This window comes from Pseudoalteromonas sp. P1-16-1b, assembly GCF_001401785.1.
Classification (GTDB): Bacteria; Pseudomonadota; Gammaproteobacteria; order Enterobacterales; family Alteromonadaceae; genus Pseudoalteromonas; species Pseudoalteromonas undina.
This window is the reverse complement of sequence record NZ_LKGQ01000001.1, coordinates 227,165-251,522: the sequence shown is the minus strand read 5'-3', so window position 1 is coordinate 251,522 and position 24,358 is coordinate 227,165. Positions and strand designations below refer to the sequence as shown.

19 protein-coding genes are annotated in these 24,358 nt (G+C 40.0%); 9 read left to right on the top strand and 10 right to left on the bottom strand.

Annotated features, from left to right (window positions below):
* Positions 1-138: 138 nt before the first annotated feature.
* Together AN392_RS01030 and AN392_RS01025 are read left to right on the top strand one after the other, a co-directional pair.
* Positions 139-2,253 carry an ATP-binding protein gene (locus AN392_RS01030; protein WP_235575558.1) on the top strand — a complete coding sequence of 705 codons (2,115 nt, stop codon included), beginning with the start codon at positions 139-141 and terminating at the stop codon, positions 2,251-2,253.
* A gap of 19 nt (positions 2,254-2,272) precedes the next feature.
* Positions 2,273-3,808 carry an HD domain-containing phosphohydrolase gene (locus tag AN392_RS01025; protein WP_010389475.1) on the top strand — a complete coding sequence of 512 codons (1,536 nt, stop codon included), beginning with the start codon at positions 2,273-2,275 and terminating at the stop codon, positions 3,806-3,808.
* 49 nt (positions 3,809-3,857) lie between these two features.
* Here the strand turns inward: AN392_RS01025 and AN392_RS01020 are convergent, their stop codons facing one another.
* The 3 genes from AN392_RS01020 to AN392_RS01010 all read right to left on the bottom strand — a co-directional run bounded on the left by AN392_RS01020 (position 3,858) and on the right by AN392_RS01010 (position 6,219).
* The gene (locus AN392_RS01020) at positions 3,858-4,475 is read right to left on the bottom strand and encodes a glutathione S-transferase family protein (protein ID WP_055011552.1); all 618 of its coding nucleotides are present in this window, start codon (positions 4,473-4,475) and stop codon (positions 3,858-3,860) included.
* 48 nt (positions 4,476-4,523) lie between these two features.
* Positions 4,524-5,552 (bottom strand): NADP-dependent oxidoreductase, encoded by a 1,029-nt coding sequence (locus AN392_RS01015; protein WP_055011551.1) that lies wholly within the window; start codon positions 5,550-5,552, stop codon positions 4,524-4,526.
* A 160-nt stretch (positions 5,553-5,712) separates the two neighbouring features.
* Positions 5,713-6,219, bottom strand: coding sequence for a GNAT family N-acetyltransferase (locus AN392_RS01010; RefSeq protein ID WP_055011550.1), 507 nt, complete (start codon positions 6,217-6,219; stop codon positions 5,713-5,715).
* 151 nt (positions 6,220-6,370) lie between these two features.
* Between AN392_RS01010 and AN392_RS01005 the strand changes: the two genes are divergently transcribed.
* Positions 6,371-7,576, top strand: a complete 1,206-nt coding sequence (locus tag AN392_RS01005; protein ID WP_055011614.1) for an anhydro-N-acetylmuramic acid kinase — start codon at positions 6,371-6,373, stop codon at positions 7,574-7,576.
* A gap of 36 nt (positions 7,577-7,612) precedes the next feature.
* On the opposite strand, the gene AN392_RS01000 is transcribed toward AN392_RS01005, so the two are convergent.
* On the bottom strand, positions 7,613-8,098 hold the full coding sequence (locus tag AN392_RS01000) for a hypothetical protein (protein ID WP_008114385.1): 486 nt from the start codon (positions 8,096-8,098) through the stop codon (positions 7,613-7,615).
* 431 nt (positions 8,099-8,529) lie between these two features.
* Here AN392_RS01000 and AN392_RS00995 point away from each other — a divergent pair, with 431 nt between their 5' ends.
* Positions 8,530-10,785 carry an EAL domain-containing protein gene (locus tag AN392_RS00995; protein ID WP_055011549.1) on the top strand — a complete coding sequence of 752 codons (2,256 nt, stop codon included), beginning with the start codon at positions 8,530-8,532 and terminating at the stop codon, positions 10,783-10,785.
* 1 nt (position 10,786) lies between these two features.
* Here the strand turns inward: AN392_RS00995 and AN392_RS00990 are convergent, their stop codons facing one another.
* From AN392_RS00990 to AN392_RS00975, 4 genes are read right to left on the bottom strand one after another with little or no spacing between them, the layout of a single operon-like run.
* A complete protein-coding gene (locus AN392_RS00990; RefSeq protein WP_055011548.1) occupies positions 10,787-11,794 on the bottom strand; it encodes an L-threonylcarbamoyladenylate synthase in 1,008 nt (335 codons plus the stop codon).
* Between the two features lie 8 nt (positions 11,795-11,802).
* A complete protein-coding gene (locus AN392_RS00985; protein WP_055011547.1) occupies positions 11,803-12,600 on the bottom strand; it encodes a DUF6671 family protein in 798 nt (265 codons plus the stop codon).
* A 12-nt stretch (positions 12,601-12,612) separates the two neighbouring features.
* On the bottom strand, positions 12,613-15,030 hold the full coding sequence (locus AN392_RS00980; RefSeq protein WP_055011546.1) for a YbcC family protein: 2,418 nt from the start codon (positions 15,028-15,030) through the stop codon (positions 12,613-12,615).
* Positions 15,027-16,595 carry an NADH-quinone oxidoreductase subunit L gene (locus AN392_RS00975; protein WP_055011545.1) on the bottom strand — a complete coding sequence of 523 codons (1,569 nt, stop codon included), beginning with the start codon at positions 16,593-16,595 and terminating at the stop codon, positions 15,027-15,029. The genes AN392_RS00980 and AN392_RS00975 overlap by 4 nt, the downstream gene beginning before the upstream one ends.
* A 96-nt stretch (positions 16,596-16,691) precedes the next feature.
* Between AN392_RS00975 and AN392_RS00970 the strand changes: the two genes are divergently transcribed.
* From AN392_RS00970 to AN392_RS00960, 3 genes are all read left to right on the top strand, one after another.
* Entirely contained in the window at positions 16,692-17,570 is an 879-nt protein-coding gene (locus AN392_RS00970) for a LysR family transcriptional regulator (protein WP_055011544.1), read from the top strand.
* Positions 17,571-17,690: 120 nt separating this feature from the next.
* A complete protein-coding gene (locus tag AN392_RS00965; protein ID WP_055011543.1) occupies positions 17,691-19,646 on the top strand; it encodes a hypothetical protein in 1,956 nt (651 codons plus the stop codon).
* Positions 19,647-19,708: 62 nt separating this feature from the next.
* The gene (locus tag AN392_RS00960) at positions 19,709-20,167 is read left to right on the top strand and encodes a thioredoxin family protein (RefSeq protein WP_055011613.1); all 459 of its coding nucleotides are present in this window, start codon (positions 19,709-19,711) and stop codon (positions 20,165-20,167) included.
* A 40-nt stretch (positions 20,168-20,207) separates the two neighbouring features.
* Here the strand turns inward: AN392_RS00960 and AN392_RS00955 are convergent, their stop codons facing one another.
* Positions 20,208-21,518 carry a DASH family cryptochrome gene (locus AN392_RS00955; protein WP_055011542.1) on the bottom strand — a complete coding sequence of 437 codons (1,311 nt, stop codon included), beginning with the start codon at positions 21,516-21,518 and terminating at the stop codon, positions 20,208-20,210.
* Between the two features lie 131 nt (positions 21,519-21,649).
* Entirely contained in the window at positions 21,650-23,377 is a 1,728-nt protein-coding gene (locus AN392_RS00950; RefSeq protein ID WP_055011541.1) for a DUF885 family protein, read from the bottom strand.
* 251 nt (positions 23,378-23,628) lie between these two features.
* Between AN392_RS00950 and AN392_RS18765 the strand changes: the two genes are divergently transcribed.
* The gene (locus AN392_RS18765) at positions 23,629-23,763 is read left to right on the top strand and encodes a hypothetical protein (RefSeq protein ID WP_268796073.1); all 135 of its coding nucleotides are present in this window, start codon (positions 23,629-23,631) and stop codon (positions 23,761-23,763) included.
* 40 nt (positions 23,764-23,803) lie between these two features.
* Positions 23,804-24,310 (top strand): zf-TFIIB domain-containing protein, encoded by a 507-nt coding sequence (locus AN392_RS00945; protein WP_055011540.1) that lies wholly within the window; start codon positions 23,804-23,806, stop codon positions 24,308-24,310.
* The last annotated feature ends 48 nt before the right edge of the window (positions 24,311-24,358 follow it).

The following is a 24,358-nucleotide window of genomic DNA, read 5'->3' as shown; positions in this document are numbered from 1 at the left end:
GGCAGCTGGTATTTTAATACCCTGCTTTCACATTTATTTCTACACAATTCATTTGCCTAGAAAGTTTTTATAGTCTAATTTTTAAGCTTACTACTTCAAATCCTCAGGACATTGGCTTGCTTGTTTAAGCCTAAAATTATGCGACTAACACTCATACATTCTTTGCAAGGAAAAATGCTGCTGTATTTGGCATTGCCCGTTATGCTCATCATCGCGGGTATTTTGAGTTACTGGTATTCAACCAGCCTTAATCAGGCTGTTATGCAAGCAAAGCTTAACTTGAGTCAGACCGCCGATACTATTTCTGCAAAAGTAAATGAAGAGACGCAATTGGCAGTACGCACTACCGAAATTATGGCCTTAGCACAGCAAAATGGGTTGTTTGGTGATAGAGAGGCAAGTATTAATTTTGTTCGTGCAGTGCTTAAAATGAATCCTTCATTCGTGGGGGCTTCTTTTGGTTATGAGCCTAATGCCGATAATCAAGATCAAGCCTATATTAATGCTCCGTCATTAAAAGAAGGCGTTTATGTAAATCAAACCGGTCGTTTTTTACCTTATTGGCACCGTGACTTTAATGATTCTGAACGCTTGTTACTTGAGCCCTTGGTGGACATGGAATCTAGTCTTTATTATGAGGGAGTACGCCAACAGTTTTTACGTGATGGCAATACAGAGACGATGATCACTGAGCCCTATGTTTACGAGGGAAGAATGCTGGTTGAACAAAGTTCGCCCATTATCATTAATGATAAATTTGTCGGTATGGCAAGCGTAGATAGAGCCCTCGCTGACATCACTGAATTCTTGCAAACCATAAAGCAGCAATTAAAAATAGATGTTTTGTTACTCAGTCAACGCGACAACGTGATTGCAACGACATTAAATCATTCAGGATTAAAAACGAAGGCCATTTTAGATACAGATTACGCAAGTATAGCCAAACAGCTAAAGCTACAGGGGCAAGAAAGAGAGATACTATCTGCGAACGATCCTTTTGATTCCGGGTTTTTCTATTTTGATAAAGCCAAGGTTGCCACTGGTAATTGGACAGTGATAGTGCGCCGCTCTGAAGCCGATATTATTGGGCCTATTCAAGCGCAATTTAAACCATTACTGGCAGCGGCTTTTGCAAGTGTATTACTGGTTTTTTTACTCTTTTGGTATTTTATTAACCGAACAACTAAGCGTATTAATATTGCTATTAAATCTGTTGAACAGTTAGCTAATGGCGATTTATCCATTCATGTTCAAAAATATATGACTCAAAATGATGAGCTTGGCACTATGTTTAGAAGTTTTGAGCGTTTAATTAAAGCCAGTAAAGATATTGATCAGGTTTGCTCTGCGATTGCAGCAGGTGATTTTTCTAAAACAGTTTCAAAGCGCGGTCCTTATGATCGTTTAAGTGATTCTATTAATTTAATGTCGAGTAAACGCCACGAGGCAGAGCAGGCTCTAGTTGAGCAAACCATAGAGCTTCGTCGCACTCAGCAGGAGCTTGTTGAAGCAGAAAAAATGTCGTCACTTGGAAGTTTAGTTAGTGGTGTAGCCCATGAGGTGAATACGCCGCTAGGTGTTTGCGTAACTGCGACGTCGCATTTAAGAGAAATGCTGATTGAAACTAAAAATAAGGTGGCTTCTGGCTCCTTGAGTAAAACGCAGTTTAGCGAGTTTATTAGTGAAGTTGATTTAAGTTGTGACATTTTACTAAAAAATATGCAGCGCGCTGCAGGTTTAATAAGCAGTTTTAAACGTGTTGCGGTTGATCAAACAACCGAAGAATTACGTAATTTATATATAAGTAGTTATTTAAATGAGGTGCAAAAAAGCCTTTACCATACCCTCAAAGCAACACCCGTTGACATTACTATTAGTGCGAAAGAACCTGAGCCTGAAGTGTATTCTGATCCTGGTGCTTTAGCACAAATCTTCACTAATTTAGTAATGAATTCAATTATTCATGGTTTTAAAAATGGCAGCCAAAAAGGGCAAATAAGTGTTCATATAGACTACTCAGATTCTGTTTGCATTCATTATCAAGATAACGGAAGAGGCATGACTGAAGAGGCAGAGAAAAAAGTATTTGATCCTTTTTACACCACAAATAGAGCAGGTGGTGGCAGTGGTTTAGGAATGAACATTGTGTACAACCTTGTTGTACATCGTCTAAAGGGGCAAATTTTTATAAAGGAAAAACAATCAACGGGAGTTTATTTTTTTATTCAATTCCCCTTAACGCTACCGAATTAATAACTAGTAGAGTGTGTTTATGGATTGGTTACAAGATGATGAAGTTGTAAAACAAGCGGTCGACAGCAAGCATGTTGAACCATGGAAAATCTTAGTGGTTGATGATGATGAATCTGTACATCAAGTAACTCAACTTGCAATGAAGCGCTTTGAATTTGAGCAACGACCTATTGAATTACATAGTGTCTACAGTGCGGCAGAGGCCAGAGAGAAACTACAAAGCTCAGAGCGCTATGCATTAATTTTATTAGATGTAGTAATGGAAACTGAGCATGCAGGATTAGATTTTGCACGATTTGTTCGCCAAGACTTACAAAATGTATATAGCCGAATTATTTTACGCACAGGTCAGCCAGGGGTTGCGCCAGAGCGCAGTGTTATTCGCGATTATGATATTGATGGTTATAAAGCGAAGAGCCAACTGCAAAGCCAAGATCTTGAGTTGATTTTTTATACTTCTTTGCGCGCCTATCGCGATATTTGTATGCTACAAAACCATCGGCACAACTTAAAAAGGCTAATAATAGCAATTTCTACTATTACCCAAATTGGTGACTTGGTTGAGTTTACTTCTGTTGTAATGGAAGAGCTAAAACTAGTACTGAATATGAGCTCCGCCAATTTGTATATTGATGCGCCTAAGGTCTTTGGTATTTGCCAGTTAGATGAAAAACTGCAGATGATTGAGGGAGAGCTTTCTGGCATACATTTATTCACGGGCAATGGAATTGACAGTATTCCACAAAAACATCAAGAGTATTTTTTAAGGGCAAAGCAAACTAAGCAGAATTTTATAGCAGAAGATCATTATGTTTATTTTCATCATTCGCAAAAAGGGCTCGATTCCATTTTAGCGTTTCAGTCGCTGCAGCCGGTAAAAAAAGAAGCTCAACAGCTAGTAGATTTATTCTTGGGTAATGTAGTACTGACCTTTGAAAGCCTCTTATTAGCTAATTCAATTGAAGAAACCCAGCAACTGGCTATTTCACTAATGGGAGGAGCGATGGAGTCACGCTCCAAAGAAACCGGCTCACATGTAATCAGGGTTGGTTTATATGCAAAACTATTAGCGCAGCTAAATAATCAAAATCAATCATACTGCGATAAAATTAGTTTAGCAGCACAGTTACACGATGTAGGAAAGGTGGGAGTTCCAGATTTAATTTTAAATAAGCCAGCTAAATTGGATGCTGATGAATGGGAAATTATGAAACAGCACACCACCAAAGGCTGGGAAATCCTCAAAGGAACAGCTAACCCTGTAATTGATATGGCTGCTAACATTGCAATTGATCATCACGAACGTTGGGATGGAGCTGGTTATCCACACGCAAAAAAACAGCAAGAGATCAGTTTAGAGGGGCGAATTACTGCGATTGCTGATGTATTTGATGCGTTATGTTGTCGTCGTTGTTACAAAGAGCCTTGGAGCATGGATGAAGCAAAGGCGGAAATAATTAAAGGCGCAGGTAATCATTTCGATCCGACGTTGGTTGAATTATTTGAATTGAATTTTAATGCGTTTAAACAAATTTATTTAGACAGGCCTGAGTAACGAGGTTGTCGCTCTGATTGCGTTAGCCACAATCAAAGCGAACATAAAATTAATCGTATTTAGCTTCAAGCTCGTTGGCAGTATGAAACTTTTCGTGAGATTGTAATTGCTCATCGTATTTAACTAGGTTTTTAAAGTGCCCTAGTTGGCCAGCGTTTTTAACGATTTCAACAATAAACGACATCATAAAATCGGCACCAGTGAGAGTATCGCCCACTAAATAACGTTTGCCTTCAAGGCGGCTGTTAAAGTAGCTAATTACTTTAGCGGTTTCAGCATCGGCATAGCCCTCTAAAAATTGCGTTTTAGCACCATCTTTCTGGACAAACATTTTTAGCAGAAGAGGTAAAATTGCAGAGCTTTCTGCAAAGTGAAGCCATTGTTGATAGTCTACAAATTCTGCAGTACCTGTGGCTGGTGCAAACTTACCTTTACCATAGTTAGTGATCAGGTAATCTGTGATAGCGCCAGACTCGGCGATCACTAAGCCATCATCTTCTATAACTGGCGATTTACCCAGTGGATGAACATTTTTAAGCTCATCAGGGGCTAAAAAAGTTTCAGTATTGCGCTGATAAGCAACAATTTCGTAATCAACCTCAAGCTCTTCTAATAACCAAATAATACGTTTAGAGCGAGATTTATTTAAATGGTGTAGTTTAATCATTTTCTTCCTTATTGAGCTGTGTTGAATTACAACACAGCCTGAATGTTATTATAGTGGGCTGTTAATCTTTACTACGGTTTTACCGAAGTTCTTCCCGCTGATCATGTCGTTAAATGCGCTGACGGTTTTTTCGAAACCATCTACAAGATGTTCGCGGTATTGAACTTTTCCGTCTTGTAACCACTTTTGCATGTCTTGTGCAAATTCGTCATAACGATCGCCATAGTCATCAAAAATTATAAAGCCCTGCATTTTAATACGCTTAGTTAACAATTGTCCCATTAGCATACCTAATCTATCAGGGCCTTCAGGCAAGCTGGTGGCATTATATTGCGATACCAAACCACAGATAGGCACGCGTGCTGAGGTATTAAGCAAAGGTAATACGGCATCAAACACTTTTCCGCCCACATTTTCATAATAAACATCAATGCCTTGCTCACATGCTTTTTCTAACTGCTCGGCAAAGTCATCTGCTTTATGGTCAATACAGGCATCAAAGCCTAGATTTTCAACAGCATGTGCACATTTTTCGCTGCCTCCGGCAACGCCTACTACTTTACAGCCTTTAATTTTAGCTATTTGACCAACCGTTGCGCCTACTGGGCCTGTAGCTGCTGCAACAACAACGGTTTCACCCGCTTTAGGTGCGCCAATATCTAGTAATCCCATGTAGGCGGTAAAGCCAGGCATACCCATAATACCAAGTGCGTATGACGGATTTGTTGGCTCTTTACCTAATGACATTAAGCCCTCGCCATTTGAGATAGCGTAAGTTTGCCAGCCTGTATATGCTAATACCCATTCGCCTTCGCTAAACGTATCATTTTTAGATGATTCGACTTGGCAAACCGTTGCACCAACCATTACATCACCAATTTCTACAGGGTCGGCATACGATTTAGCATCGCTCATGCGGCCACGCATATAAGGGTCTAGTGATAAATAAATAGTACGCAGCAATACTTCACCATTTTTTAATGATGGTAACTCTACGTTTTTAAGTTCAAAATTTTCATTGGTAGGAGCGCCATGTGGGCGTGATGCTAAAGTAAATTGACGACTGGTTGTGGACATAAAAATCTCCATGATAGAGTGAAAAAACGACCTATATACCGAATGTTTAAGCTTTAAAACTATACATTGCTCAACAATAATGCGCGGATAGGTAGAAAAGATTTGTACCTTGATACACGAGCTTTGGGCGAGAGGTGGTTAATTCAACCGTCGAAAGAATTTAATTAGAACAATTACTCTGTTTTAGCACACTAAATACATGGCTATCTAAATAGTGACCATTTTTATAAATTGCTTTCTTTAAAATAGCTTCGTTATTAAAGCCATTTTTAAGCAACGCGCTCATTGAGCCAACATTACCAGCAAATACAGCCGCATGAATACGGTTTAAGTTAGTACTTTCAAACACTTCTTTAGTAATCAACTCTATGGCTTGGGTAATAATACCTTGCCCCCAATATTGCTGACTAAGCCAATAACCTATTTCGCCACTGCGGCTATACTCAAACTCACCAGGGATAACACCAATACAACCAACACACAGGCCATCAACTTCAATAGCTTTAATGATGCCACATTTTGCTCCTTCGTTTACCCACCAGTTTGCATCTGCTTGAGTATAAGGAAATGGAATTTTAGAGGACAAATAGCGAGCTACTTGTTGATCGTTCAAAATGGTGACTATTTGGCAGGTATCGTGTTGTTTAAATGCTCGTAAAGTGATCATGCTACAAATGAGTTTGTTATTATCAGCCAACAACTTAGCAAGCTTTAAACGCTTAAACAATGAAAAACAATTCATTAAAATTAAAGTGTATACAGGTATAACTTTGCTTAAAACTCTTTTAAAATGTAAAAAACACCCAGACAGAGTCTCTATGCATCCTCATATCGAAGCCCTTTATAATAGCGCTAAAAAGCCCAGTCGTTTAATTATTGGTTTAATGAGTGGCACCTCTTTAGATGGTTTAGATGTGGCGCTATGTAAAATAACCGGTGCAGGTTTGCATACACAAATAGAGGTTAAAAATTTTACTACGATTGAATACAGCGACGAGTATAAAACTAAAATAAAGCAGGTATTTGCTAAGCGCGAATGCGATTTAGAAGTGCTGACTTTATTACATCCTTGGGTGGGCAAACTCCATGGCGAGATGGTTAATCAGTGTTTAATTACATGGGGTATTGATCCTGCGAGTATTGATGCCATTGCAAGCCACGGGCAAACTATTTATCACTGTCCGCAGTCGCAGCATAACCATCATGACTTTAAACATGGCACCTTGCAAATAGGTGATAGTGACCAAATAGCCGTTACTACAGGCATTACCACTGTTGGCGATTTTAGGCAAAAGCATATTGCCGCTGGTGGAGAAGGTGCGCCGCTGGCCGTGTATGGCGATTATTTATTTTTTGCCAGCCCTGACGAAAACCGCATTTTATTAAACATGGGTGGCATTGCTAATTTAACGTTTTTACCTAAAAGCGGTGATGCTAGTAGCGTGTTTAGTAGCGACATAGGCCCAGGTAACACCATTATGGATGCCTACGTACAGTATTACTTTAAAGGAATGCATTATGATGAGGGCGCAAAGCTTGCCAAAGCAGGCAAGGTAAATGTAATACTGCTAAAATCGCTCAGCGATAATGCGTTTTTTAAATTACCACTGCCAAAAACAACAGGGCCAGAGGTGTTTAATTTAGCCTTATTACGTGCAGCCCAAGCCCAAACCGCAACCCAAGATTTAAACCATGAAGATGTGTTGGCGACATTAAATGCGCTTTCTGCGACTACGATTGCTAGGGCGTTAAATGACTGTGCTAAAGGGGTTCAAAACTGTGTGGTATATGCCAGTGGTGGAGGTATTCATAATCCATTATTGATGGAGCAATTACTAATACACTGCCCAAATATTAAGGCGTTTAAGAATACTGATGATTTGGGTGTTCACCCTGATGCCAAAGAGGCGGTGCTGTTTGCTATTTTGGCAAACGAATGTTTAGCAGGGCAGCGACAAAGTGCTAAAAATAAAAGAGGTGGAATTTTAGATATTACTATGGGTAAAGTGAGCTTTGCTGATTAACTAATTAAAGCTTAATGGTAAAATTTATAACAAGAGCTAAAAAAGTGAGATTAAAGCTGTTCCCATACTGGCGAGGTACTGACGAACGCGGTGCGGCTTTGGTGGGGTAATCGAAGTTACTGGTATAGTATATCCACTACCAAATTGGTTAATATGCATATCGAACTGCAAACTATTCTTTAACGTGCCGTGTTTACCGTGCAAAATCATTTGCATTACAAAACCACGACTATGCGCTATTTGGTTCAACCTAAGCGTGACCCGTCCCTGTTCTAAATCAAATTGATTGAGTTTTTTTTCTGTGTAGTACTGAGCTGCTCGTGCATTTGGTAAAGTTGCGCTCAGCGAAATAATATCACCTTCATGGGCCGCTTCAGGCAAAACGCATTGCAAAGCAATTTGATGCTGGCTATTAGCATGCAATGACAGCGTTTCAAATTCCATGCTGTGGCTTAATGCCGCAGACATTGGATCTTCAAATGACGGTAGTGCAAAGGTTAGTTGCACCATAGATTCGCTCATGAGGGTCTTATAAAGCTTTGTTGACTAATAATGCAGCTATTATCGCTGATGATTATTGCAAAATTATGACTAAACTAAAGCGCTTGATGCAAGGGTTAATTTGACTTGCAGTTTACAACTAAAGCTATTGTTTTAAATCAATATTATATTTAATAAATAAACTATAATAGTCGCTCAATAACCTCTGCGATAAACGTAAATACAGTTTACTGGGTTCAAACGTATACGAGCCTTGTCTTAACAATAAAATAAAACACTTACCAACTTTATTGTTAATTTATTTTATTTTTAATGTTAAATAATGGGCGTTTTTTTTATGTGTTTTTCTCAACTTTGCAATAAAATAGCTTGAAAAAAAACCAAGCTAGCCATAAAGTGCATTTAAGGGCCCAAATACATAACACACTACCAAACGGGTTGTGAGAAATTAGATGGCACTAATAAAAAATAATTTATGGAAACTCTTTTGTTTTTTGCTATTGGGCGGTCTAGTCCTATTAAGCGTTTTGTTGGCTTATGAATGGCGAAATATCGAAAAAGAATACCGCACAAGCTCCCAAAACCGTGTCGAATTTTCTGCGCAAGCACTTAAAAGCACCCTTAGAAATAAAGAACTTATGCTGGATTTAATTGGCAGAGACATCCTTTCAAACAATAACTTAACCGAAAAAACATCAACAATTAAACTTCTCGACAATATTTTACTAGAGAATCCTGTGTTATTAGGCTTTGGACTGTTTAATCCCCAAGGGGAAATTATTTACTACAGCTCAAATTTAAATGCCTCAACAATGATTAATCTGAAAGAAAATGAAAAAACCCGCCAAAGTTTTTCACAAACCCTTAGCTCAGACAAAATGGTGTTAGGGCAAACTTATTTTAATCTATCGTTACAAGAATGGGTTATTCCAATAAGGAAGTCATTACGAGACAAAAGTGGCACTGTGATTGCTGTAATGACTGCAGGGATGGCGGTATCAAGAGGCGCTAAATACCTCAATATTTTGCAAAGTAATAGTGACGATTACATAATGCTAGCAAGAGAAATTGATGGTTTTATTCAATACAGTTCCGTAAAAGATGCAGATATAGCTAGCTATACAAAAACCAAAATTAAGCAGGCATTAGGGTTATCTGATAATGCTTTGATAAAGCAAACAGGCAAGGATAAAGAAATATTTAAATCCTCAGAAGAGGTGTTTAGTATTGATACACATGTAGGTGGTAAGCCTTATTTAACCTCTGCAAAATTTGATAATCGCTATCAATTATGGACACTCTCAAATCGGGCAATGCAGCCAATAAAAAACGTCTTTTATTGGAAGGTATGCTGGTATTTTTTAATCTATTTACTGATTTGTACGGTGTTATATTTTGGTTTTAGGTTTATTGCTCGTGCTGAGCAAAAACGAGTTGATGAACTGTTTTACCTTTCTCGGAACGACGATTTAACAAAGTTACCCAATCGAAAAGCACTGCGTGATAGCTTTGAAGCAAAAAAAGAGACATCTTTTAGTCTAGCAATCATAAACATTACCAATTTACGCTCAATGAATAATCGCTTTGGTATGGAGTATGGCGATAAGGCAATTAAAGCCTATGCCGCAATGTTGCAAGCTACATTCGCAGTTCCATACCTAGTTTTTAGAAACAGTGGTAATGAGTTTTGCATTATTACACCGCATTTATCGGATGAGCAAAATAGGCACGCTTTTGAACAAATATTAGCATCTTCTATTGAACAATATGAAACCAAAAATACCGAACGTCCTTTAAATATGAGTGTCGGTGTGGCCAACTACCCAGAGCATGGCATAACCAAAAGTAAGCTGGTCCGCAGTGCGCATTTGGCTAATCAATGGGCAAAAGATACAGGGCAATGGCTGTGCCATTACCATGCAGATATAAAACAAGCTTATTTGCGCCGTTTAAAAGTAGAAGAGCGATTAAATGTAGCGCTAAGTGAACAATCATTCTCTATGGTCTATCAGTGCCAAGTGAATGAACAGGGAAAAATCCATGCTATGGAAGCACTTATTCGTTGGCATGACGGTGAATTGGGTATGGTTTCACCTGCCGAGTTTATTGCTATTGCAGAACAAAGTGATTTAATATTTAAAATAGGTGACTTTGTTTTAGCGCGTTCTATTAGTGAATTTGCAAAGATGCAACAACACAGCGATACCCCTCTTGAATTAGCAATCAACATTTCAGTGATGCAATTTCAAAGCAGTGCTTTCATTACAACATTATTGCAAAGCATAGAAACCCATAATGTTGCCCCGCAAAGTATAATCTTAGAAATTACAGAGTCACTGTTTATGGATAACCTTGAGCATGTGATTGATACGATAAATAGCTTAAAATCTAGAGGGATACGCTTCTCGATGGATGATTTTGGTACAGGTTATTCATCACTGAGTTTATTAAGGCGCTTACCCATAGATGAACTGAAAATAGATAAAAGCTTTGTAGATGATATTTTAATAGACCCTAAGTCTAACAGTATGGTGCAAAGTATTATCGCCATTGCCAACAGCCATAACTTAAGTGTTATAGCTGAAGGCGTTGAAGAACAGGCACAGTTTGATATGTTAGTGGATATTGGCTGTAAACGCTTTCAGGGGTATTACTTTTATAAACCAGTGGCAGCAGCAACGGTTATTGAATACCTAACGGTTAATTAACTTATCCTACAAATACTGTGGTGGCGCGACTAAGTCGGTCATTCACTGCAGCCCACTCACTGCCTACTGGCGGTTTTTCGATATAAATATTCAATGGTGTTTTCTCATCAATAAGATGCAGTGCTTTATACATATTTTTAGCGTATTCAATAGGGCAACTATTTAGCTTAGTAATACGTTCGGATGGAATGTCGCTCGCTAATAATTGCTGTTGCACTTGAGTCGAATAGATCAAATAGTGACTTTTACCCTGAGAGTTCTCAGTTAAAATTTTAGCGAAATCTTCAGTATTAGCTAACATGGCAGGGACATTAGGCTGATAATGCGCTTTTACATTACCCGGTACCACTTCGTTATGTGAATGTGGTGTGCTGACATGCAGTCCGGTTTTTTGCAGAATATCAGCTGCTGAAATTGGCCCTGGGCGTAATATGCGTAACTGCTGTGAGCTTGCATCGACAATGGTCGATTCAATACCTACATTACATTCACCTCCTTGTAATACCGCACTAATTCGACCATTCAAATCGCGTATTACATGAGCTGCACTGATTGGGCTCAATTGCTTATAGCGATTAGCTGAGGGAGCTGCAAGACCAGTATTTAATCGTTTTAGTACCGCTAAAAATTCAGGATGCGCAGGCACGCGAAGTCCAATGGTGGGCAAGCCGCCTGTTACCGGACTGTTTAAATCATCTTTAGCATTTAAAATTAGGGTGAGTGGGCCGGGCCAAAATGCATCAGCAAGTGTGATGGCTGCCTTATTTACATTTTTTGCCCAATTGTGTAGATGCGACTGATTGGGAATATGCACAATGAGCGGGTGATTTGTTGGGCGTCCTTTTGCGGTAAATATTTTCGCTACGGCATCACTGTTAGTCGCATCTGCAGCTAGACCATAAACAGTTTCTGTGGGTAAAGCGACGCATTCGCCGGCTTTTAATAATGCAACGGCTTGGTTAATACGCTCTTCAGTATTTAATAATTGAGTTGGTTGTAATGATGTCATAATAACTCTTAAGGATTACAAAACTGGCAATATGTTGCATCAGCAACGTGTTTTTTATTCGCTTCAATATGGTTATAGCCGCAGCAATCACACAAAGAGGTTGTTGATTTTACTTGTTGTGTGGGCATGTTACATAGTTCACAGGGCAAGCCTTTCGTGAGCTGTTTGGCAACAAAGTTAGCACTCTGGCATTGTGGGCATTTTGATGCCAACCGCCTTGCTAAGTCCTCGGCAGCAAGGCAAATAATAGCTTGGCGTTGCCCACTATACATGGCTCTTAAATCAGGTGTGATTATGCCGGCTTTGGGCACTTTTTCTTTAAATAAAGCAACCAAGTTTTCAAAGCTTAGTCCTTTATAAAGTGTTTGAGTGTCATCAAGTATCCAGTGTTGCTCTTTATAGCGCTGGCATGCAGCAATGATTGATTCAATATTGGTCTCGCTGTTGATGGTTAAGCTGCTGGGTGAAAATGGCCCGCCTGCGCGTCCATAAATAGCGATGCCTGTGCGTTTATCGTAAAAACAAATTACTTCTTCATCCCAGTTCATTAACCCAGGGTATGGCCCACCTCCAAAGCTGCCTTCACTACCAAGTCCAAATTGCTCGCCAGTGAGTTCACATGCGCGTTGAGCTTTTGTTAATGCCGCTATTTGGGCGCTGCAATCACGCTGCACTTCATTAGTAAACATCCCTAGCGTGTCGGTATCAAATAGACTGGTTGTTACCACATTATAGCCAAGTGGCTTTAATGCAGGGGCGATCAGAGGTGCTTTTTTATGTTTAGTGGCTATGACGGCATTTAACATTGATCATGCTCGCTATTTAGAGGGGGCAATTGTAGTGAAGTGCCCGTTTTCAAAGCGCTCTAGGGTGTTGTCATCGCCCCAACGAATGAGTGTTAGCCAGTGGTTATCAATTAGTTCCTTCACCATAGTATGCTTGTTATAAATTGCTGCGATTGCTGATTGTGGCGCAGCAATATATACATTAAGGCGAATAGGTTCGTGCATCCATTTATCGCCATTGTGTAGCGATTGCATGGCTAAGCCTATGCGCAGGTCGCCACCGTTACCTTCAAATAAGCCAATATTACCGCCCACCGCATTGTGAAGTATTTTATTACCACTGCCGTATTTGTGATTATCGTTAACCGAGGCATTATATTGGCTATTGATCCAATGGGTGACTATCATAGGCGCAGTCATAATAAGCTCTAATATTGCAAAGTCGCCATCGCTTTCCCAATCATAATCGTGTAAAAAACAGCGCCCCTGTAAGTTAATACTTCGCGTCCATGAGCGCGGCGCGACAATAAAGGCGGCATTATTTGCAAGCCCCCATTCAGGGCGCACCTGCGACCAATCGCGGGCGCGTTGATGATAAGCGTGATTAATTTCATCCGCTGATTTATCAACCAGCTTTGGCTCTATATTAACTAAGCGCTCGCGCTGAGCGGTTTGTGTTGCCACACTGAGCCATTTTTTTAGATTATCATCCAATTGAGCATCATAGGTGGTGATCACATCTGTGGTTGTATTATGAATGGCTGCAATAAACTGGGTATTTTCTGACAGTGTGAGTCCCCGAGTTTTAAGCGCTTGACGTACTTGAGCATCGTTAAGTAGGCTTGCGAGTACTCGTACATTTACTTCACCACTTTGTCCGCCACAGGCGCCGCAATCTAGGCCTGCGCTGTGTAAGTTATTGGTTGTATGGCTAGCATGACCCACTAACATTACCTGTGGTGCCAACGATTTTATACCTAAAGTAGTAAGCACTTTTTGGGCTAAATCGGTTTTGTCTTTTAGGGTCAGTTGCTGCTGGTTTTGTGTTAATTGCCAGTCAGTTGGGGTGCACTTTTTAGCATCGCCTTTAGATAAAAAGGTATTTTTTATTAATTTAAATGCATACAGCCAGCCTGCTGACTCAACCATAGAAAACGATGAAGGGGCCGATTTTGACCAGCTTTGCCATGTGGCACTATTTTGGCGTGATGCTTCAAGTGTCGCGTCTTTGTGAGTTTGCGTGGCATGTATAGCCGGTTTAAGTAGCCCAGGGAGCTGTGGGCGAGTAATAGCACTGCCATTTTCTTGATATTCCAGCGGTAAACCAAAAAAACCGGCAAAGCCAAAAGTTTCAATATGTTGACTTTGAGACTCTAGCGCACGGCGAATCACTTCCGAGCGAACATCAATACAAAACACCGCTTGTAATTGAGCGTTTTTCACCGGGGCTTTAGTCGCGGTTTGCAGAGCCTCATTAAGCGGATATTGAAAGCCGAGTTCCATTGCTTTTGCCCACACCCATAATGGTTTTTGTGCTAGTTTATGTGCATGTAAGCGCTCAACGACAAGCGCCTTTTCTTGTTGCCACTGGCTTTGCAGTTGTTTAAATGTAGCACTATCGTGATCGCTCAGGTATTGCCAAATTACTAAGTCCCATGCCATGCGCATGGCTAGAAGTTGCTTCATCTCATCTGTTGGGGTGTCGTAAAGCTGACCTTGAAAACGTAAATACGCAAGCCACGATGCCCAACCGTTAATATCTAAAAGCAATGAGTGCGCGTATAACTCTAACGAGTCATTATCTATGTTAAGCGTTTTAAGAGTCAGTGCAATTAGTTCATCAGCGGATGTGGGTAATTGCTTAAAATAGCCATTTAAATGCCGTTCATCCATAACAATGCTAATGCCTTTATCAGCTTGAATAACAGTAAGCCAATGGCGATATAATTCAGATGGGGCTTGAGTATCATTACGATGCAGCATAGGGCCGAGTTGTTGATAATGTGCAGCACAAAACTGACTCAACTGATGAGTAATTTCATCATGCCAAGCCATTTTATGCTTATTACGTTGTTGGTCGAGTAAATCAGCAATGTTGTGCCAGTCTACTAATGGCACATCAACTCTAAGCGCTTGTAATAGTTGCTCTTTATTAAAGTCACTATTAAGTAGCGTTGCGGCATCGGCTAAGTGTTTGTCGGTAATCATGCCAGCATTATATTTTTGCAGATAAAAATCTTTAGGCATTAGCATGTTGGCATTACATAAGGTATCCAGTCGTGCGCTTACATCTTCAATTGGCATATGGCGCATTTCCCAAAATGGGTTAACTGCAATCATCTGATCTAACGGCCAGTTTGGTGCTATGTAACCGCATACTTTATTAAGTAGGTTGTTTTGACTGTCGCTTAGCGAGAGTGCTCTATTATCTGAAGGCGTTAGAGTGCTCATTTTGATTCCTCAATAGTGATCCCAGCGGCATGATTTTTTAAATCAGTGTGGCCATTATTAGGCAAATTTATCGGCCATATTTTTAGTGTTAATCGTGTAAACCACTCATCCAAATACAAGCCTGCAAATAATAAAGTGGATAATGACTTAACCTGAGGTCGCCAAGACTGATAACGCAAATAGTAGCTTGCTATCATTAAGGTTAAAATAAGAGCTATTACCCAACTGTCGGCTAGGCTAAATGCAGGTTCACGCCACTGCTCAAGGGGAAGTGCAAACGCAAAGATATTTTTAGCGGCCACATAGCTAAAGACCACTAATAGTGCAATTAACAGTTTTTTACTGCGTGTTTTAGCCATAGCCGTACCATGCTGATTAGCAAGCAAAATGGTTAATGCTGATGCTAAAAGCAACCAAATACTTACCGCTCCCTGATAAGAGCTAATAACCCATGCTGCGCCAACTATTATTATTGAAATTAACGCACTTGTTAACCAAGCAAAGCATGCGGGTGATTGTTTTGGAATATGGCGGCGGATCAGATCTTCATTTACGCCATTACCTGAGTTTAAAAATGCGAAAGCTTTATAGGTTGAGTGGGTAACAAGGTGAAGCAGAGCCAGTTCAAATAACCCCAGCGCACACTCTACCAGCATTAAGCCCATTTGCGCACTGGTAGACCAAGCAAGCCGAACTTTAACGCTTATTCTAGTGGTCATTATTAATGCGCTGATCACTGTAGTTAAACCAGCAACAATTAAAATTAACCATTGTGCTGCGCTAGCTTGAATAAACAAAGGCGCAAATAAAATTAATAAAAAGCCTCCTAAATTAATGACTCCGGCATGTAATAAAGCGCTCACCGGTGTGGGTACTTCAACCACTTTAATTAGCCAGCCGTGTATTGGGAGTTGAGCGCATTTTATTAAAGCCGCAAAGGCAATTAAAAAAGCAGCGACTTGCTCTGCAAAAGACAGAGGTAGCGTGGTGGTGTTATAAAAGGCGGTTATATCAGTTATGTACAGACTATTGTGAATGAACCACAAAATACCAAATGCAATCAGTAATAAGGATTCGGCAACACGTGCCACAATAAATTTTTTATGGGCGGCGAGCACCGCTCGAGGGCGCTCAGGGTAAAACATTAATAGTTTATGTAGTGCTAAACTTATCGCCACCCAGCCTAGCCAAAATAGCGCTAAGTGGTTGCTCATAACCACAACTAATACGGCAGTGATGGTAAGTAATAGCCATCGCCAAAAGTAGTTTACACGTGGCTCACCTTGCATATAGTGCTTACAAAAGCGAATTAATATCAGCGTGATAAATAATATAAGCCCCAGCATAATAATTCGGGTCATGGTCAGCGATAAGAAACTGAGTAAATTAAAAGCATAAATTTGATGAAGCGTAATAGCTGTTATAAATGCAATGCTATTAAACACCATTACTTTAAACAGCACATGACCATTTGAAGCGCGCGATTGTTGGCCAATTAACCAGGCTGCTATAAATGTGCTCAAAGGCATTATTAGCAGTAACAACGAAATAATATACTCACTCATTCAGTGCTCCTTATTTAGTGATCAAAGTATGGCAAACTAGATAACTAAATAAAAATAGATATAATGCATATAAACGTTCTATAAAAGAGAACAATAATGAGCCGTTTAAATTATCATCACTTATATTATTTTTGGTCGGTTGCTCGTATTGGTAACTTAACCCAAGCCGCGAAAGAGCTGCATTTGTCACAGTCAGCGCTCTCTACGCAAATAAAACAATTAGAGCACACCATTAATATTGAGTTATTTGAACGTAAAGGCCGCACACTCGCATTAACCGATATGGGAAAGCGGGTGCAAATGTACGCCAACGATATATTCACCAAAGGGGAAGAACTGTCTTCTTTTATTCATAAAGGGGTGATTTCCCAAACTCAGCATTTATCAATCGGGGTGCTCAATACGCTCTCGCGTAACTTTATCGAAGAATTTATTAACCCCTTAATGAGCAATGACGAAGTACGGTTTTCACTGACTGCAGGGCGTATGGATGGGCTGCTAAATGGTTTGGCAGAGCACGAATTGGATTTAGTTTTAACCAATAAACCCATCGGGCTTGAGCACTACGATCAGCTTTGGCAAAGTCAGTTGGTATCTCGTCAGCCATTAGCTATAGTTGGCCCAGCTGATAAAAAAACACGCGGCCAGTTTCCATCAGGTTACACGGATGCACAGTGGGTGCTACCCGCTAAAACTTCTGCTATTAGAGACTCATTTAATGCTTTATGTGCTCGCTGGCAATATCAGCCAAAAATAAAAGCAGAGGCTGATGATATGGCTATGCTGCGATTACTTGCCCGTGATAGTGGTGCACTATCGGTATTGCCATCAGTTGTAGTAAAAGATGAAATAGAACAAGGCCTACTGGTTGAATATCAGCGTTTACCCGATGCGTTTGAGCACTTCTATGCCATTACCGCGCAGCGAAAATTTGTACCAGACATATTAAAGTCGCTGCTTGCCAAAACCTGCTAATTACTTTTAAAGTATGTTTTTTGCGTAACTACTTTATTTTTAAATAATAAAAAACTAATTAAAGCTTTTAATTCGTTGGCCGATACCGTATTTATATTGTACTGAAGATTAAGGATAATCATGGTTAATAAACTACAAGGCAATTATGCTAACTTAAATGCGTTGCTTGCCCAATCGGTCAATAATTCAAACCAAACCAGTATGCCCACAGGTTTGCAATCGCGTGCTCACTTAGCGCCAAGTTCGGCAACAATCACTGATGAAATGCTCAGTCAGTTTAGTGATCAACAAGTCGATGAAATACTTAATCAGCAATTATCCTCGTTACTCACGATTTCCAGCACACCCAGTGGCTCAAATTATAAGCTCTCTAGTGAAGAGGTTGCACTACGAACGGTAATAAGCTCTCAGCAAGAGGGCTTATTAAAAAACGAACGCAGTGATCAGTTAATTGAGCGCTTAAATTCTTCGGTAAAAAATATCCAAGGTGCTTATGCCAACACTAGCGATATTTTATCAAACTTGGGGCAACTGGGGTTTAATCAAAAAACATTTTTAGCATCTAGCCAACAGCGTGTTGAACGCTCACTTAACCCTTTCATGGAAAGCTTTAATCGCGAGCGATTTGAAGACGATGATAACTATGGGTTTGAGCTTTCGGTAAAAACCAAAGAAGGTGATGTTATCAATATCGCCTTTCATTCTGCGCAAGGTTATGATGAGGAAACAGGCGAAACCACTGACGAATTTAGCATAAGTTATGAAGTAGATGGCGACTTATCTGAGACTGAACACCAAGCATTAACGCAAGTACTTTCTGGTGTTGGCGAAATGGCGGATGAATTTTTTAAGGCTAAACAAAGCGCTTACAGTCGTTACGTACCCGCAAACCAAGCTGATTTAGATTTAAGCTTTCTAAGCAATTTTGATAACAAAGAACTTTCGGGTTTTGATTTGTATTTTTCAACGTCAGAGGGAAATACTGGCGATGCTGATGGAGCGCTCCTTGGAATAGATAATGAGCTTAATTTAAGCTATACCCTTGATGAGGATTCTGAGCAGCAAATACTGGAGTTTGAATCGGTAAACGGACAAAACAATATTAATTTTTCGCTTGATATGTCAACCATTGGCGCTCAAGACAAAAGCCAAATGCAACAATACATAAAAGCGCTCGATAAAAGCTTAGAAGATAGCCAGCTCAATAGCTCTGAGAAAAGTACACGTTCTGCGTTTGGTCACAAAAGTGATGAAGTGATGAAACAAGGGTTGGCTGTTTTTAAAAGTGCGTTTAGTAGTATGTCATCAGCTGCTGAGCGCTATAGTGAAATTGAGTCGGTTGCTACAAAGCAGTTTACTAATGGACGCGAGCTTGTCGCTAATTTAGTTGACAACATGATCACCAAAGATCCGCGCTACCAAGGGCTAGGTAGCAGTAATAAAAATTCCTTAGGTGATGGTATTTCTAAGTTAGCTGATTTTGATGCAAAATTCTCTTTTGCAATGGATCAGGGGGATTACATAGCAACAAGCACCACAAAGCTGAGTCAAAATACAGAACACCAAAAATCAGCAGGGTTAACTGGGGTTACTCAAGATAAAGCGGCGAGTACGCGTTTTAATTATGAAGAAGGTAACCGCTCTGACATCCCTCCTGATTATTATGATAAACAAGAAAATTACACTATTGGTACCGCTGTAAAAAATAACGAATTGGTTGCCCTTGATCAGGCTCATGAGGTGGATGTAGATAAAAAAGTGTATCAGTTTAATCCCGAAATATCTCAATACGAGCTAAAAAAAGAATTGAAAGAAACCACCACCAGTGAGAGTAATATTCGTCTTATTAACGATATTTGGCTCGAGAAAAATGAAGCTAGTCATCGTATGGATGAAAGAAAACGACTCAGTGGTGTGGGGGCGTCGAACGAGTTTAGAACAACATCGAGTTATTCACATACGCAATTAGTGACGTTAATCGGTGATTTAGATAAATTAGAACAAAACAAAGAAGTCAAACGTGAGTACTTAGCCGTTTTATCACAAGTGGATGATTTTATGGATAAAAGCAAGTAACTTTTATTTACTTAAGCTCGATTGTGGGTATAGTAACTAAAACACTATTTAAGTATAAGATTATGTTTAAACAATTAATTTTTCTTTTAATGTTGAGTTTACCACTGGCAGTGAATGCAACGCTCAAACCACACTCGGACGCTATTACTGCTAAGCGTTTATTAAGCGAGCACGATAAATTTGCTAAGCAATACCAAGCATTTCCGCCCACACCGCAAGACGTTGCATTGATGCAAAAACTAGCAGGTAAAGAGGTGTTAGTGCTTTTAGGTACGTGGTGTCATGACAGTGCCCGTGAAGTACCTCGATTAATAAAGTTACTCGATGAATCGAAGGTCAAACTCTCGAAAATAACTTTTGTTACAGTCGGTTATGACAAACGTGATGAAGCAGGTATTGCCCTGGCGCATGACTTACAATATACCCCCACTTTTATTGTTAAGCATAACGGGGTTGAAGTTAACCGCGTAGTAGAAAAACCCAGCGGCACTCTCGCCCAAGATTTAACCTTGGGCTTATAACGAGAGTCAGCTAGCCAATATCATGTTCGAGGTTTTATTTTTACACAGGCCAATCAGCGGCGTCTAAGTCATCTAATTGTGCATCGCAATGCTCATTTCCTTGCCACTTGGCAATGTACTCACCGTGCGGATCGTATTGCGGAGTTTGTTTTTGCAAATTAAAGTGACGTCCGCCGCGCGGATCGACACCAACTCCAGCAATATATTGCCAATTACCCCAATTCGACGCCATATCGTAATCGATTAACTGTTGCTCAAAGTAAGCCGCACCATAACGCCAGTCTAGTTGTAGTTCGTTTACTAAACAGCTAGCAACGATTTGTCTTGAGCGATTGCTAATAAAGCCCGTTGCGTTTAGCTCTTTCATAATGGCATTAACTAACGGGTAAGGTGTACTGCCTTGGCACCATTTAGCAAAACGATTCGGGCTAAACGTGGTGAGTGGCGAGCTTTGTTTCTTACCTTTAAAGGTAAATAACTGATGCTTAACATTAATCGCATGCCACTTGAAATACTCACGCCAGAGCAATTCAAACTTGATCCAGTAAGTTGACTCGTTTGCTCCATACTGCGTTTCATAAGCATCTACTGCACAAAAAATTTGCTTGGCACTAATACAGCCAAAAGCCAGCCAACTACTAAATTTTGTTGAGTTATCAAAGCCATCTAGCTCATTGCGAGTGATTTTATAGCTACTCGGTAAAGCCGATGAAAAGTACTGCTGGCAGTGCTCAAGCGCAGCCTGATGCCCACCAAGTAGCTGTGGGTTTCCTGCTGCTGGCTTTTCTATCGGTTGTTTTTCGCAAAGTATAATAGGTGGAGGCAATCTTGCCGCTGAAAATGTATGTGTGGCTAAACTAATTTCTGCCGCTTCGATCTTTTTTCTAAAAGGTGTAAAGCCGGTTGGTAAATTAGCTAGTTCAAAGGGCAGTTGCTGTTGTTGATATAAAGTATCTTGCATCACAGATTTAAATACCACAGTCGTGCATTTTGACTTAAGAGCGCTAACTTGGCTCTGTTCATATACACCTATTTGCTGGCTATATACAACTTCGTCAATGCTAAGCTCATTAATACGCTGTGTTAATACCTCAACTGGATCGCCTTCAATAATATGTAAAGTTTGGCCAAGCTCTAAAACAGACTCCTGTAGCTCATATAGGCTTTGCATTAAAAAGCGTTGTTTGTGGACACCATAGGGTTTTTGTTGGTAGTTATTGCTTTTAAACCAAGCCGGGTTAATCACAAAGACCAGGTCCAACTCACATTGTTGTTGTGATAAATCATTGAGTATGGGGTTGTCGTCAATGCGCAAGTCATTTTGCAGCCAATACAGAATACGTTTTTTCATACTTATGCTCTGGTTTTTGAAATCATTTATTTTACGAAGCAAAAGCGAGCAGGGATTAGTTTTGAGGTGTTTAATAGGGCTTTAAAAAGAGGCGATAATAATACCGCCTCTCAATTTGTTTCCGTTGTATCTTAGATAGCTAATTTTTGCTGTGCTATCCAGTCGTTAATTACATCTTCAAGTACCGCCATAGGAAGTGAACCTTGACCAATAACGGTGTCGTGAAAGCTGCGTATATCAAATTTAGCGCCTAGCTGTTTTTCGGCTTTTGCACGCAGTTCGCGTATTTTAATTTCGCCCATCTTGTATGAAAGCGCTTGGCCTGGCCATGAAATATAGCGGTCTATTTGATCTTCCACGGCGCTTTGTGGCAAGGCGGTATGTTCAGCCAAGTAATCAATCGCCTTTTGGCGGCTCCAGCCAAAGGCATGAATACCGGTATCGACCACTAAGCGCACTGCGCGCCACATTTCGTAGCCTAAACGACCAAAGTCACTGTATGGGCTTTGGTAAAAGCCCGCTTCTTTACCTAAACGTTCTGTATACAATGCCCAGCCTTCGCCAAATGCTGAGTGGCTAAGGGTGCGTCTAAATTCAGGAACGTCTAACTCCATTGCAATGGCGTTTTGTAAATGATGCCCAGGAATAGCTTCGTGCAGGCTAAGTGCTTCTAAATTATATAAAGGCTGCAGTTTTGGAGTTGAGGCTAAAAAGTAAGTGCCAGGTGAACGGTTATCAGAAGGTGGCATATAAAACGCACCGCGACTCGCTGAGCCTTTTATAGTAAAGGTGTTACGCGGCAAATGGCCAAAGTAAGTGGGGAGTTTGCCATACATTTTTTGCGTTATAAAAGCGGTTTTTTCTAGCAAGTCTTGGGCGTCTTTTGCGTAAAATTGCTCATCGGTTGCTAAAAATTTTAAAAAGTCGCTGTAGCTGCCTTCAAAACCAACGCTATCAATAATGGCTTGCATTTGTGCTTTAATGCGCGCCACTTCTTTTAGACCAAGTTCATGAATTTGTTTAGGAGTAGCATTAGTGGTGGTGTAGTAATTAACCGTGTACTTGTAATAATCAAGGCCACCTTTGATGCTTGAAATACCCGGCTGCGTTCTACAGTGCGGCATATATTCGTTTTCAAAAAAGTCGTAAAAGTGCTCGTAAGCAGGCACAACTTTTGAGGCAATTATTGTTTTAGCTTTATTTTGGTAAGTTTCTTTTTGCGCTGCGCTAAATGTATTAGGGATGCGGGTAAATGGCTCATATAAGGCGCTATTCTCAGGTTGTTTAACTATATGAGCGTTAATGCTTTGGCCATAATTTTTAAACGTTTCGCAGTAATGTGTAAAACCGGTTTGAATGCCTTGTTTCATTAAATTAATGTTTTGCTGATTAAAACGAGGGTAGTCACTAAGGCTAACTAAAAATGCATCGTAATCCTCGGCAGTTAAAAAGGCCATGTTAGCTGGCGCTTCTGCAAAGTAAGTATGCCAGCCACTTAAAAAATTAACCGGAAAATACTTATCTTGATAAAGGTAGCTTTGCTGCTCTGTTTCTCGCTCATATTTAAATAAGCGGTAGTTCATTAGCTGCTCGCTATTGAGTGTTTTTGGGTCAATGCTGGCTAAGCTTTTTAGTACGCTGTTGTTGTAAGCTTGGCGCTTAGCAATGGCTTGCTCACTCCAATTTGGCAATGTGCCGTTTGGTTTCCAACCGTCTGGATCGGTTCTAAAAAATATTTTTTCTGCTTTCGCATTTTCCCAATGGTTATCAATAATGGTTGTTAAGTCGCTGCTACTGTCGGCTAAGCTTGGCAGCGAGGTGGCTGCTAAACAAATAGCTAAAATTGTTTTTTTAAACATGTTGAATTTCACTTTTTAGAGTTTTAATTGTTATTCATGCGCGTGCCTATTTTACGATAATAACAAGTTCACTCAATTAATGCGTTGGTTTTTAACAGCAGTCTAGCTTATTGTTTTACTGGTGTTTAAAATAAAACATATTGGAGTAGCGATATTTAATAACGTATTTTGCTAACTGATAAGGCGAATAGCCAACACCCAAATATTTATTGAGCATTTCATGCTTAGCTTTGCAGGTTCGAAATCCGATTATGATGAAGAGAAATGGATTTGGATTATTCGCTGTACGTGAAAAAATGTCAGATGAGGCATATGAGTTTGTATTGGCAGGTCACACTACATTGCTACCACCATTAATTGGCCTGATACACAAAGCGTTAGAATAACTATTTAACTTTAGGTATTAAAATAAAAAGGATTTTGAAAATGTTGTGCCCTCGTACGAATACACCATTGGAGTCTATATTAGTTGGCGGTATCACTGTTTATACATCGTCGTTAGGAGGCGTTTTTTTCGATAACAGCCAAATTTTTAAATTTAGCTCGCCAGAGTTAAAGCATGGTCAGGTTTTACTTAAGTATTTAAGTAATTATGCCGAAGGTGAGGGTGAAGTCGCAATGCGAGTAAATTGCCCTAAATGCCCAAGCATAGTGATGATGCGTAGGTATTTTTCACCGCTAAAAGCAGTTGAAATAGATGAGTGCCCTAGCTGTGCGGGAATATGGCTTGATAGTGGCGAATTAAGCAAAATACATGAAAACCATTTAACACCCAAAGAACGAAAACTGCTAGCCCACGAAATGGCCACCAATCATGGGTTTATAACTATTAAAACGCCAAAATCGAAATATTATCCTAAAGCGCCTAAAAATGTTCAAGGCACCACAGTTGAACGGCTGGTGCAATTGGCATTACTTAACTTTGAATCATAAAAAACGGCGTACTATAAAGTACACCGTTTTATTAAACTGACTTAATCA